This is a genomic window from Kitasatospora sp. NPDC002543 (assembly GCF_053594915.1).
On sequence record NZ_JBSFWR010000002.1, the window covers coordinates 106113 to 118942 of the forward strand.

Sequence of the window (12830 nt, forward strand, 5' to 3'; positions counted from 1 at the left end):
GGATTCCCGTGAGGGACCTGCGCGGGACCTCCGCCTCGGGGCGTGGTCTCGGCGGCCCTCGCTCGGCCACTGATGCGGTGCCAAGGCTTGAAGTCCAAGCCATGGTCGGAGCCGATCGGCTCTCCGACCGGGCATCCGCGTACGTGAGTACCCGTGCCTCCGGTGCGGACACGTCCGGTTGGACGGCGCCGCCACGGAGGGTTCGCGCGGGGCACCGAGACGGCGGTGACTCCATGCGAACACGACGGGCTCCGTACCACCATACAGTCAGGCGACGACTCGAACACGTGACGCGTCTGACATTGCCCCCGGCAACTGCCACCGGGGCGCGCGGTCCGGCCGGTCACCGGGGCGCGCCCGGGCGGCAGGCGGCGGGGCGGGACTAAGGTTGCGGGTCATGGACACCAGTGGTGAGACGCAGGACGGGGCGGCCGGCTCGATCGGGGACTGGGCCGCGTGCTCGGCCGACCCCGGCTACCGGGCGGCGGTGCTGGACCTGCTCGGCGCGCTCGCGTACGGCGAGCTGAGCGCCTTCGAGCGGCTCGCCGAGGACGCCAAGCTGGCGCCCGACCTCGCCGACAAGGCGGCGCTGGCCCGGATGGCCTCCGCGGAGTTCCAGCACTACCAGCGGCTGCACGACCGGCTCGCCGAGATCGGCGCCGACCCGCAGGAGGCGATGCGGCCGTTCGTCGAGCCGCTGGAGCTGTTCCACCGGATGACGGCGCCCTCGGACTGGCTGGAGGGCCTGGTCAAGGCCTACGTCGGCGACGCCATCGCGACCGACTTCTACCGCGAGGTGGCCGTCCGGCTGGACGACGACACCCGCGACCTGGTGCTGAGCGTGATGTCCGACACCGGCCACGCCCAGTTCGCGGTCGACAAGGTCCGCCAGGCGATCGAGGCCGACCCGCGGGCCGGCGGCCGGCTCGCACTGTGGGGCCGGCGGCTGATGGGCGAGGCGCTCAGCCAGGCCCAGCGGGTGGTCGCCGAGCGCGACGCGCTGTCCAACCTGCTGGTCGGCGGCGTCCGGGTACAGGGCTTCGACCTGGTCGAGGTCGGCAAGATGTTCAACCGGATCACCGAGGCGCACACCCGGCGGATGGCCGTTCTCGGCCTCGCCTCCTGACCGTCCCGGCTGACCGTTCCGGCCCGGGGCGCTCCCCGGGGCTCAGGCCGCCCGGTGCCGCCGTGCCGCGCGGTGGGTGCCGTGCCGGTGCGGGTGGTGCCGGTGCGCCGGGGAGCGCCCGGCGGCGAGGTCCGGCCGGGCCAGCAGCGAGGTGAGCACGCCCGCGGCCACCGCGGCGGCCGCGACGGACACCGCCGGCTGGCGCCCGTCCACGCTGAAGTGCGCGACCAGCCCGCCGACCAGGGCCGCCGCCAGCGCGGTGCCGAGCGTCAGGGCCGGGGCGGCCCGGAAGTACCCGGGCAGAGCCAGCAGGGCGGCGGCGCCCGTGACCAGGCCGACGAGGGCGAAGGCGATCGACTCGACCAGCAAGGCTGCCTCCCGGGGGAACGGGCGTGCGGCACCGGCGCCGCACCCTCGCCGTACCCCGCCCCGCCGGGCCGTACACACCCGGGCCGCGCGCACGAGGCCGTACACACGACGGTGCCCCGCTCCCTCACGGGAACGGGGCACCGGACGATCCTGTGCGGCGACGCCTCAGGCGGTGCCGAAGCCGACCTTGCGGGCGGCCGGCTCGCCGATCTCCACGTACGCCAGGCGCTCGGCCGGGACGATGATGCGACGGCCGTGCTCGTCGGACAGCGCGAAGATCTTCTCCGGGCCCTCCAGCGCCTTCGCGACCGCGCTCTGGACCTCATCGGCAGTCTGCGAGCTCTCGACCACGATCTCGCGCGGCGCGTTCTGCACGCCGATCTTGACCTCCACGGCTTCCGTCCCTCCGGGGTTGCAGCCTCCACGCACGGGCACCGGACCGCCTGGGACAAGCGTTCGCGGCGACCGCGCCGTACGGCTTCACCATAGAGCACCGGATCCCCGGCCCGGCGAAGGACGGTGGATCAGCCCTGGTGGGCGGTGCCCTCGGCGCCCGGCTCGCCCGCGTGCATCGGGAAGCCCTTCAGACCGCGCCAGGACAGGCTGGCGACCAGCCGGACCGCCTCGTCGCGGGGGATCTCCAGGCCCTGGGAGAGCCAGTACCGGGCGGTGATCTGGGCCAGGCCGCAGACCCCGGCGGCGAGCAGCTTGGACTCCGCCTCGGGCAGGTCGGTGTCCTCCTGGATGACCTTGCTGACCAGCGTGGCGCTAGCCTCGGAGGCCCGCTCGACCCGCTCGCGCACGGCCGGCTCGTTGGTCAGGTCCGACTCGAAGACCAGCCGGAAGGCGCCGGACTCGCTGGAGACGTAGTTGAAGTACGCCTCCATCGTGTTGGCCACCCGCTGCTTGTTGTCGGTCGTCGCCGACAGCGCCTCGCGGGTCGACTCGACCAGGGCGTCGCAGTGCTTGTCCAGCAGGGCCAGGTAGAGCTCCAGCTTCCCGGGGAAGTGCTGGTAGAGCACCGGCTTGCTCACCCCGGCGCGGTCGGCGATGTCGTCCATGGCGGCCGAGTGGTAGCCCTGCGCGACGAACACCTCCTGGGCGGCACCGAGCAGCTGTTCACGGCGGGCGCTTCGCGGCAGGCGGGCACCGCGCGGGCGCTCCTGCGCCTCCTGGATGGCCGTCACGGCGCTCCTCACTTCGGGGTCTGTTCGCGGCTGGCGAGATGGCCGATTCTACTTTTCGGTAACCGCGCCCGCGTTCGGCGAAGGCGAGAAAAGACGATCGGCCTGTTGTCAGGAGCCCACAATACGGCGCTGACCTCGGCCTCGGCAGTGCCGGGACGGAGGCGGCCGACGGCCGGACCGCCCCGGTGCTCCCGGGGCGGGGCTCACTACCATCGTCCACCATGAGCAGCGCTGAGCAGCAGGTACGTACGGTCGAGGTCCCCGGCGCGGTGCTCGCGGTGCACCGCCCCGCCGCCGGCTGCGCCGCAGACGGCGACGCCGACGTTCGTGAGCCCGGGCTCTTCGTGCACGGCCTGGGCGGCTCGGCCGCCAACTGGGAGGCCCTGATGGAGCGGCTCTCCGGGCAGATCGACGGCGAGGCCGTGGACCTGCCCGGCTTCGGCCGCTCCCACCCGCCGACCGACGGCAACCTCACCGTCTCCGGCCACGTCCGCGCGGTGATCGGCTACCTGGAGGCCTCCGGCCGGGGCCCGGTCCACCTGTTCGGCAACTCGCTGGGCGGCGCGGTCTCCGTCCGCCTGGCGGCCCTGCGCCCCGACCTGGTGCGCAGCCTCACCCTCGTCTCCCCGGCGCTGCCCGAGCTGCCCCCGCAGCGCTCCGCCTGGCCGACCGGCCTGCTCGCGGTGCCCGGGGTGCCCGCGGTGCTGCGCCGGCTGTCCGCGGGCGGCCGCGACGCCGAGGCGGCCACTGCCGACCTGCTGCGGCTGGTCTACGGAGACCCGGAGGGCCTGAGCCCGCAGGCCCGGGCCCAGGCGGTGGCCGAGTACCGGCGCCGGCTGGAGGTGCCGCACGCGATGCAGGCGCTGGTCGGCTCGGCCCGCGGCATCGTCTCGGCGTACACCGAGCGCGGCGACCAGGCGCTGTGGCGGCAGGCCGAGCGGGTCGCGGCGCCGGTGCTGCTGGTGTACGGGCTGCGCGACAAGCTGGTCGCCTACCGCTCGGCCCGCCGCGCCTGCGCGGCGTTCGCGGACGCCCGGCTGCTGGTGCTGCCGGAGTCCGGGCACGTGGCGATGATGGAGCACCCCGAGGAGGTCGCCCGCGCGGTGCGGGAGCTGATCGCGCGCACCGCCCGCTGAGCGCGCACCGCCCGCTGAGCGCGCACCGCCCGCTGAGCGCGCGGCCTCGGCCGGTCGCGCGGGCGGCCGCGCATACCGCCCGGTAACGGTCCCGTTCGGGTCGAGGTCACTGCGGTTCACTCGATCAGGTGGCAGGCAGGCATGTGACCGATGGATCGGCGGGGGCCGGTCCTACCTTTCTGCTGTCGGACCGAACAGGTGTGGGGGAGTCGCGGCCGCCGGAGGAACCGGGGCGGCCGCGGCCGAGGAGTCCCGGCGGGTCGGGCCCGACCGCCGGAGCGGGCGGGTGCCCGGGGGAACGGAACGCGGCGCGTCCGCGACCGGGCCGCCGGTGGGCCGCACCGAGGCACCGCGGCGCCCCGGGCCCGGCCGGTCCCCCGGCCCCGACCGTCCCCGCCGCCGTGCGGGGAGCGCCCCGGGCGACCGTCCGGGCCGCCCGGAAACCCGTCGATCCGTCCGCGATCCCGCCCAGCGAATCCGCTCTGCCCTGGAGGTCTCCCGTGCGCGTTGCCCTGCTCACCGAGGGTGCCCGGCCGCATCCCCAGCGTGGTACCGGAGACTGGTGCGACCGGCTGGCCGAGGGCCTGCCGGAACACGACTTCGAGCGGTACCCGCTCACCGGCCCGGACGGCCCGGACGGCCCGGACGGCCTGGTCCGTGCCGGACGGCGCCCCGGCGCGCTGCGCAGACGCGGGTACGCCGGGGCGTACGAACACCTGCTGCGGGCACTGGTGCTGCCCGGGGAGCGGGCCGGCTTCGGGCCCGGGCTGTACCGGCTGGCGGCGCTCGCCCGGGAGGACGGCGCGCTGCCCGCCTTCCTCTCCTCCTCGCACGCCCGCCGGGTGCTGGAACGGACCTGGCGGCTGCCCGGCGCGGACACCCCGGCCGGGCGGCCGCTGGTGTGCGACGTGCTGGCCGCGGCGGACGGGCTGGAGCGGTGCCTGCGCCCGCTGTCCGCGCCCTGGTACGGCACCGGCCCCGGCGGCCTCGGCGCGGCCGACCTGTGCCACGTGGTCGGCGGCGGACCGGCCGCGCTGCCCGCCCTGGTGGCCCGGCAGCTGCACGGGGTGCCGTTCGTGGTCACCGAACACGGCCCGCACCTGCGCGAGCGGTACCTCGGCCACGGCGGGGCGCCGGACCGGTGGCCGGCGCGCGCCCTGCTGCTGTCCTTCTTCCGCGCGCTCACCGAGGAGACCTACCGGCAGGCCGCGATACTCACCCCCGGCAGTGCCCACGACCAGCAGTGGCAGCGCCGCTGCGGCGCCGATCCGGCCCGGACCCGGGTGGTGCACGAGGGCACGCCGGCGGTGCTCCGCCCGGCCGCCGGGCCGGAGCCCGCGGCGCCGACCCTGGTGTGGGTGGGCGCGCTGGAGCCGGGCCGGGACCTGCGGCTCGCCCTGCACGCCTTCGCCCGGGTCCGCGCCGAACTGCCCGGCGCCCGGCTGCTGGTGTACGGCGAGGAGGCGGCGCCCGGCCACCGGGCGGCCTGCGCGGCGGTGGCCGAGCGGTTGGCCGTGGCCCCGGCGGTGGACTTCGCCGGGCGGCCCGAATCGCTCGCCGCGGCCTGGGAGTCGGGCACGGTGGCGGTCTTCCCGGGGCTCTCCCAGCGCAGCCCCCGGCTGCTCGTGGACGCGCTGCTCAGCGGCCGGGCAGTGGTCTCCACCGATGTCGGGGTGGCCCGCGAGGTGGTCGGGCCGGCCGGGCTGCTGGTGCCCGCCCGCGACCCGCGCGCCCTGGCCGGCGCCTGCCTGGCGCTGCTGCGCGACGAGGAGCGGCGCGGCCGGCTCGGACTGGCCGGGCGGCTGCGCGCGCAGGAACGCTTCGGCGTGGAGCCGGTGATCGACGCCTTCCGGGACATCTACCTCGAACTGGTCTCGCAGTACCCGGCCTTTCCCGGTGGCGGCGGGGGCGGGCCGGCGCCGCGCCCCTTCGCCCGCCCCGCCGAGTACTGGCTGGCCGGCGGCGTGCGCGAGCCGGCCGGGCGGCGGCCGGCCGAGCTCGCGGAGGCCCGCTGATGCCCGGCGCGGACCCGGTGCGCGAGGTGATGGCGGAGCACCGGGAGCTGTGCGAGCGCGCCGTCGACCCGCTGGAGATCGCCGCCGGACTGGAGGAGGCCGGGCTCGGCCCGGACGCCGCCGCCCGCTGCCGGCACGCCGACCTGTTCGCGCTGGCCGAGGAGCTGTACGCCAGGGTGCCCCGCCGCCCGCCGGCGCCCGGCCGGGAGGAGCCGCCGTCCGGCCGGGCCGCCGCCCGGGCCGCGCTGACCGCCGCCGCGCTGGCCGCGTTGCCTTGCGCGGGGGCGGCCGCGCTCGGCCCGCGCTGGCCGGTGCTGCTGTGCGCCGCCGTCCCGCTGGTGCTGCTGCCCGCGCTGACCGCACCGCCCCCGGCCGGGCCCGGCCCGCGGTGCGCCGCGGCCGTCCGCCCGCCGTGCGGCCCGGGGCCGGAGCCGGCGCCCCGACCGCGCCCCGGCTCCCGGCCGCGCCCGGCGGCGCTGGGCCACGGGCTGGGCCTGGCCGCGCTGCTGCTGCTCGCGCCGGCCGCGTCGGGCGGGGACCGTCCGACGCGCGTCGCGCTGGTGCTGGCGGCGGCGGTGTCGGTGGGGGCGGCCGAGGGGGCGGCCCGCTGGTACCGGCGGGCCGCCCGGGGCCACCTGGGCGCGGCGGGCACCCTGGCCGAGTTCCGGGCCCGGATGCGCCCGGTGCTGCCGGTCGCGCTGGCCCTGCACCTGGCGGTGCTCGGGGGGTTGAGCTTCGCCGCGCTGGCGGTGCTGGCCGTGGTCGCCCCGCGCCCCGGGCCGGGCCACGGCGGCGGGCTGCTGCACCTGGCGGCCGAGCGGGCCGGACCCGCCGCGTGGGCGGCGCAGGGCGTGCTGGGCCTGCTGCTGGTGCTGCCGGTGCTGCTGGCGCGGTGCGGCCGGACGGCGGCCGCCGCGGCGGGGGCGTCGGCGGGGGCCGTGGCGGTGCTCGGGCCGCTCGCCCTGGGGCGCTCCGCCCCGGAGGCGTGGCTGCTCGGCGGCGGCACCGTCGCGGTGGCGCTGCTGGCGTACGCCGGGGCGGCGCTCGGCCGGGCCGGCACGCACCGCTGAGCACCGTCCGCCGACCGCCGCCGCCGGCGGTTCCCGTTCGACTGCTGTTGGGGCCCGGTTCACGGTCCCCGCTCTCGTCCCGTTCGTTGAACTTCGTTGAATTCGGTCCGCCAGGTCGTCCCGAGCTGGCTTCGTGGAAGGACGCCCCCGATGAGGGTGCTGCTGCTGGGCGCCGACGGCTTCATCGGCCGCCGGGTCACCGATCGTCTGCTGATGGACCAGGAGTTGCAGGTGACGGTGCTCGGCCGGCGCGACTCGGCCGACATCCGCTTCGACCTGACCACCGGGAGCCCGGGCGCGCTGGCCCGGTTCCTGGACGCGGTCGCGCCGCAGGTGGTGATCAACTGCGCGGGCGCCACCTACGGCAGCTCGCGCACCCTGATCCGGTCGAACACGCTGGCCGTCGCGACGGTCTGCGAGGCCATCAGGCGCAGCCGGGAACCGGCCCGGCTGGTGCACGTCGGCTCGGCCGCCGAGTACGGGCCGGTGCCCGGCGGGGTGCCGGTGTCCGAGCAGGCCGAGCCGCGGCCGGTCGGCCCGTACGGGGTGTCCAAGCTGGCCGGGACGGAGCTGGTGCTGGCCTCCGGGCTGGACGCCGCGGTGCTGAGGGTGTTCGACGTGGTGGGCCCGGGGGCGCCGACCGCCTCGCTGTTCGGGCGGCTGGCCGAGGGCCTGCGGCGGGCGCTGGAGCGGGACGAGCACCAGGTGCGGATGCCGGACCTGTCCGGATACCGGGATTTCGTGGACGTGCGGGACGTCGCCCGGGCCATCCAGGCGGCCGCGGTGTCGGCCGCCACCGGGGTGGTCAACATCGGCAGCGGGCACGCCGTCCGGGCCCGGGACGCGGCCCAGCTGCTGGTGCGGGCCTCGGGCTTCGAGGGGCAGATCGTCGAGGAGAACCGGCCGGTCCTGCTGCCCGCGCAGGCGGCCGGGGCGGGCGGCGAGCACCCGCACGGCCACCACCTGCCCGGGCACCGCCCGGAGGGGCACCGGCCGGAGGGCCGGCCGGCGCCGGGCGAGCCGGTGCCGTGGCGGCAGGCGGACGTGCGCACCGCCAGGGACCGTCTCGGATGGCGGACGCAGGTGCCGCTGGAGGAGTCGCTGGGCGACGTCTGGCTGGAGACGGCCTGCCGGGTGTGAGCGTGCCGCCGTACGCCCCGGGCCCGTCATCCACGGGCCCGGGGCGGCATTCCGGGCCCCGCCGCGGGTTCCACGATCCGACGCCGCCCGTCTCGCCCATCGGACGGGCTGTCTCGGAATACCGAGGGGGCGTGACACTGTTGGCCTAGAGAGCCACCCCAGTGGCGGAGCAACAACCCCGCACCGAGGCTGGCCCTGGCCACCCGAACAAGACCCATCGGAGTCCCCGTGTCGTTGCCACCCCTGGTCGAGCCGGCCGACGAGCTCACCGTTGACGAGGTCCGCCGGTACTCCCGCCACCTGATCATCCCGGACGTGGGCATGGCGGGGCAGAAGCGGCTGAAGAACGCCAAGGTGCTGTGCGTCGGCGCCGGTGGCCTCGGCTCGCCGGCCCTGCTCTACCTGGCCGCCGCCGGTGTCGGCACGCTGGGCATCGTCGAGTTCGACGTGGTCGACGAGTCCAACCTGCAGCGCCAGGTGATCCACGGTCAGTCGGACATCGGCCGCTCCAAGGCGGAGTCGGCCCGCGACTCCGTCAAGGAGATCAACCCGTACGTCGACGTGGTGCTGCACCAGGAGCGCCTCGACAACTCCAACGTCATGGAGATCTTCTCCGGCTACGACCTGATCGTGGACGGCACCGACAACTTCGCCACCCGCTACCTGGTGAACGACGCCGCGGTGCTGCTCGGCAAGCCGTACGTGTGGGGCTCGATCTACCGCTTCGACGGCCAGGCCAGCGTGTTCTGGGCCGAGCACGGCCCCTGCTACCGCTGCCTCTACCCGGAGGCCCCGCCGCCGGGCATGGTCCCCTCCTGCGCCGAGGGCGGCGTGCTGGGCGTGCTGTGCGCGTCCATCGGCTCGATCCAGGTCAACGAGGCGATCAAGCTGCTGGCCGGCATCGGTGACCCGCTGGTCGGCCGGCTGATGATCTACGACGCCCTGGAGATGAACTACCGCCAGGTGAAGGTCCGCAAGGACCCGAACTGCGCCGTCTGCGGCGAGAACCCGACGGTCACCGAGCTGATCGACTACGAGGCCTTCTGCGGCGTCGTGTCGGAGGAGGCGCAGGCCGCCGCCGCCGGTTCGACCATCACCTCGCAGCAGCTGAAGCAGTGGCAGGACGACAAGGAGGACATCTACCTCATCGACGTCCGCGAGCCCGGCGAGTACGAGATCGTCAACATCCCCGGCGCGGTGCTGATCCCGAAGAACGAGTTCCTGATGGGCGACGCGCTGGAGAAGCTGCCGCAGGACAGGAAGATCGTGCTGCACTGCAAGTCGGGCGTGCGCTCGGCCGAGGTGCTGGCCGTGGTGAAGGCCGCCGGCTTCGGCAACGCCGTGCACCTGGGCGGCGGCGTGCTCGGCTGGGTGAACCAGATCGAGCCGCACAAGCCGGTCTACTAGAGCACCGGCACGTAGAGCACCGACGCAGGAGGGCCCGCCGCAACCGGCGGGCCCTCCTCGCGTTCTCCGGGTGCCCGGGCGGCTCAGAGCGCGTTCTTGCGCTGGAGCACGTTGTAGGCGATCCAGCCGGGGATCACCGGCAGCCAGAAGGTGAGCGCCCGGTAGAGGAAGACGGCCGGGGTGGCGACCGCGGGGGAGACGTCCGCGACGGTCAGGGCGCCGATCAGGGCGACCTCGACCGGGCCGATGCCGCCCGGCGTGGGGATCGCCGACCCGGCCGCGTTGGCGGTCAGGAAGACCACCGCGACGGCCGAGAAGCTGACGTCGCCGCCGAAGGCCTGCACCGAGAAGTCCAGGCAGGCGGTGAACGAGAGGGTCAGCAGCAGGATGCCGCCGAAGCCGGTGACCAGCTTGCTGGGCGTCTGCATCAGGTCGAGCATCCGCGGCACCACGCCGAAGAACAGCGAGCGCAGCCGCCCCAGCACGAACCGGCGCAGCGGTGCCACGGCGGCCACCACCAGGGCCAGCACGGCGGCGGTCAGCACGCCGATGATCACCGCGCGGGAGGCGGAGAGGTCCCCGTTGGTCTGGCTGCCGGTGATCAGGCCGAAGCTGAACAGCAGCAGCAGGTGCCCGGCCAGGCCGGCCAGCTGGGAGGCGCCGACCGAGGCCACCGCCTGCCCCGAGCGGATGCCGGCCTTCTGCAGGTAGCGGGTGTTGAGCGCGATGCCGCCGATCGCGGCGGGGGCGACCAGCTTGACGAAGGAACCGGCCAGCTGGGCGGCGACGGTGCGCCGGAACGGCAGCCGCTCGGGGACGAAGCCGGTCAGGCTCATCGAGGCGGCCACGTAGCTGAAGGCGGCGGCGAGCAGCGCGGCCGCGGCCCAGGCCCAGTTCATCTGGGAGAGCTTCAGCTGGGCCGGCTTGATGGTGGTCAGGGCCAGGTAGGCGGCGAAGGTGAGCGCGATCACCATGATCAGCGTCTTCGGCTTCAGCCGTTCCAGCTTGGCCGGGGCCATCGGGGCCTCGGGGGCGATCTGCAGGATCTGGCCGCGGATGCGGCTCAGCAGGTCCTCCCCGGCCGCCGCGATGTCCTCCTCGGCCTGCTGCTGGGTGCGCTCGCCGGCCGCGACCTGCTCCAGCGCCCTGGCCCGGGCGGCGGCCTTGCGCTCCTTGGTGAGCTTGGCGAGGTCGACCCGGGTCGAGCGGCTCATCCCGACCGGCTGGAGCAGCGGCAGCGCCTGGGCCACCCGCTCGGCGCCGAGCACCGCGTTGGCGGTGGCGACGGCGCGTTCCGGGCCGATCCGCAGCGCGAAGGTGGTGAGCAGCTGGGCGACGTCGATCCGCAGGGTCAGGTCGGTGGCGGCGATGTCGCCGCCGGAGAGGTTGACCAGGCAGCCGCTGCGCCCGTCCACCACCAGCAGCGACTCGCCGGTGAGCCGGCGGTGGGCGATCCGGCGCTCGTGCAGGGCGGCCACCGACTGCCAGATCGAGGCCATCACCGGATCGGTGACCTCCTCGTCGGCCAGTTCGTCCAGGGTGCGGCCCTCGACGTTCTCGTACACCAGGATCGCGGCGTCCGGACCGAGCTCGGAGGTGGCGACCAGCTGCGGCGCGCGGGCGCCCGAGGCGGCCGCCGCGTACGCGATCAGGGCCTCCTGCTCCAGCGCCTGGCGCAGCGACTGGGGGCTGCGGCGCACCGCGACCGAGCGCAGCCGCAGCCGCCGCCAGGCCCGGTAGAAGAAGCCGGAGGCCTGCTGCTCGCGGTCGATGATGTGCACGTCCAGCGGGGGGCCGCCCTGCTGGGTGACGTGGTAGCGGCGGGTGCCGCCGGGGGCGTCGGGGGCGCGCACGGCGCCGGCCGGGGTGAAGCCGACCTTGCGCAGGCCGATCATCAGGTGCTGGCCGGTGGGCCGGATGTTGGGGGAGCCGATCGCGTACAGCGTGCCGTAGGCGACGGACCAGCCGATCAGCACGGTGAGCAGCAGCGACAGCGGGGTGGTGTAGCCGCCGAGCAGCTCGGTGACCCCGCTGAAGACCACCACCACCCACAGGGCGACCCGCCAGCGCGGTCTGCTCGACATGCCGACGGCGGTCATGTAGGCGATCACCGGGGCGAGGTAGCCGTGCACCGGGTCGGTGAGGGTGCCGTTGCTGTCCAGCGGCAGCCTGGTCAGGGCGTCCCGGGTGTGCTCGGAGGCGCCCTCGGCCACCCACCAGTCGATGCCGAGCGAGACGCCGTACGCCAGCACCGAGGCGAGCACGCCGTCGGCGACCCGCAGGCCGTCGCGTTTGATCAGCCGTTCGACCGCGAAGGCCAGCGGCACGGCGAGCACCGCGACGCTGGAGAGCAGGCCGGTGATGGTGGAGAACACCGCGGAGAAGTGCGGCGCGTTGGAGGCGATGTCCTGCTCGATGCCGGTGGTGGTCCCGGTGGCGATGCCGGCCAGGACGAAGACCGCGACCAGCCCGAGGACGCCGGCCAGGAAGCGGATCAGGTCGGACGGGCGGTGCGCGCGGGCGGCGAGCAGCGGCTCGTCGACGTCCAGGTGCGCGGCCTCGTCCAGCGGGTCGGGGTCCCCGGGCGGGGCCGTGGGGCCCGCCGGGGCCGGCGGGCCGGGGTCGGCCGGTTCCGGGGCGGCGGTCTCCGGGGCCGCGGGTTCCGGGGCCGCGGCGTTGTCGGCCGGGGGCGGGCCGGGCTGTCCGGGGGGCTTCGCGGGTACGGGGGTCTTGATCGTCCGGTCCTTGATCAGGGAGACTTCCGGCGTCGGCCCCGGTTCGGGCCGGCCTTCGCTCCCGCTCCCGGGCGGCGACGGCACGGCGGCAGCGGACTCGTCGGAGTCCTTGTCCACGCCCACGTCAGCCGTCCCGGTCATCTGGTCTTGTCCTCGTATCACCACTCACCGCCCCGGAAGATGGTGGCATGCCCCGGCCTCCCGTGCGGGACAGGGGGCGGATCGGGCGCGGCGGATCGTTCGCACGGCGCCGCGAGCGCGCCCCTGTAGGGAAGGATGCCGCAGGTGACGGACGCAACACACGACAGCCCTCCGGACGCCCTGCCGCCGTTCGCCGAACTGGTGCTCGACCTGACCGAGCGGATTCCACCCGGCCGGGTGATGACCTACGGCGACGTCGCCGAGTACCTCGGCCAGGGCGGCCCCCGACAGGTCGGCCGGGTGATGGCCCTGTACGGCGGCTCGGTGCCCTGGTGGCGGGTGATCCGCGCCGACGGCCGGCTGCTGCCCGGGCACGAGCAGCGCGCCCTCGCCCACTACGGCGACGAGGGCACCCCGCTGCGCGAACTCGCCGACCCGCCCCGGGTCGACCTCCGGCGGGCCCGCTGGGACGGGGACGAAAGTCCCTGAAACCCGCACCCGGAC

Annotated in this window: 11 protein-coding genes; 7 read left to right on the forward strand and 4 right to left on the reverse strand. The window is 75.6% G+C overall.

The genetic code is table 11. The features are described from left to right. Positions 1-397: 397 nt before the first annotated feature. Entirely contained in the window at positions 398-1126 is a 729-nt protein-coding gene (locus ACWD4P_RS01580) for a ferritin-like fold-containing protein (RefSeq protein ID WP_449778198.1), read from the forward strand. 42 nt (positions 1127-1168) lie between these two features. Here ACWD4P_RS01580 and ACWD4P_RS01585 read toward each other — a convergent pair whose 3' ends face one another. The 3 genes from ACWD4P_RS01585 to ACWD4P_RS01595 all read right to left on the reverse strand — a co-directional run bounded on the left by ACWD4P_RS01585 (position 1169) and on the right by ACWD4P_RS01595 (position 2682). After that, positions 1169-1495: a hypothetical protein gene (locus tag ACWD4P_RS01585; RefSeq protein ID WP_449778199.1), complete on the reverse strand. Its 327-nt coding sequence runs from the start codon at positions 1493-1495 to the stop codon at positions 1169-1171. A 165-nt stretch (positions 1496-1660) separates the two neighbouring features. Next, positions 1661-1888, reverse strand: a complete 228-nt coding sequence (locus tag ACWD4P_RS01590) for a DUF3107 domain-containing protein (protein ID WP_359830036.1) — start codon at positions 1886-1888, stop codon at positions 1661-1663. Between the two features lie 131 nt (positions 1889-2019). Further along, complete coding sequence (locus ACWD4P_RS01595) at positions 2020-2682, reverse strand: TetR/AcrR family transcriptional regulator (protein WP_359830037.1); 663 nt, start codon at positions 2680-2682, stop codon at positions 2020-2022. A gap of 221 nt (positions 2683-2903) precedes the next feature. Here ACWD4P_RS01595 and ACWD4P_RS01600 point away from each other — a divergent pair, with 221 nt between their 5' ends. The 5 genes from ACWD4P_RS01600 (at position 2904) to moeZ (ending at position 9450) form a co-directional block, all read left to right on the forward strand. Then, positions 2904-3818: an alpha/beta fold hydrolase gene (locus ACWD4P_RS01600; RefSeq protein WP_449778200.1), complete on the forward strand. Its 915-nt coding sequence runs from the start codon at positions 2904-2906 to the stop codon at positions 3816-3818. 500 nt (positions 3819-4318) lie between these two features. Further along, positions 4319-5833, forward strand: a complete 1515-nt coding sequence (locus tag ACWD4P_RS01605) for a glycosyltransferase (RefSeq protein WP_449778201.1) — start codon at positions 4319-4321, stop codon at positions 5831-5833. Further along, the gene (locus tag ACWD4P_RS01610; protein ID WP_449778202.1) at positions 5833-6903 is read left to right on the forward strand and encodes a hypothetical protein; all 1071 of its coding nucleotides are present in this window, start codon (positions 5833-5835) and stop codon (positions 6901-6903) included. The genes ACWD4P_RS01605 and ACWD4P_RS01610 overlap by 1 nt, the downstream gene beginning before the upstream one ends. 150 nt (positions 6904-7053) lie before the next feature. Then, positions 7054-8043, forward strand: a complete 990-nt coding sequence (locus ACWD4P_RS01615; protein ID WP_359825255.1) for an NAD-dependent epimerase/dehydratase family protein — start codon at positions 7054-7056, stop codon at positions 8041-8043. Positions 8044-8271: 228 nt separating this feature from the next. Next, entirely contained in the window at positions 8272-9450 is a 1179-nt protein-coding gene (moeZ, locus tag ACWD4P_RS01620; protein ID WP_359825253.1) for an adenylyltransferase/sulfurtransferase MoeZ, read from the forward strand. An 83-nt stretch (positions 9451-9533) separates the two neighbouring features. Here moeZ and ACWD4P_RS01625 read toward each other — a convergent pair whose 3' ends face one another. Further along, positions 9534-12326 carry a flippase-like domain-containing protein gene (locus ACWD4P_RS01625; RefSeq protein WP_449778203.1) on the reverse strand — a complete coding sequence of 931 codons (2793 nt, stop codon included), beginning with the start codon at positions 12324-12326 and terminating at the stop codon, positions 9534-9536. 135 nt (positions 12327-12461) lie between these two features. Between ACWD4P_RS01625 and ACWD4P_RS01630 the strand changes: the two genes are divergently transcribed. Then, the gene (locus tag ACWD4P_RS01630) at positions 12462-12815 is read left to right on the forward strand and encodes an MGMT family protein (protein ID WP_359825247.1); all 354 of its coding nucleotides are present in this window, start codon (positions 12462-12464) and stop codon (positions 12813-12815) included. The last annotated feature ends 15 nt before the right edge of the window (positions 12816-12830 follow it).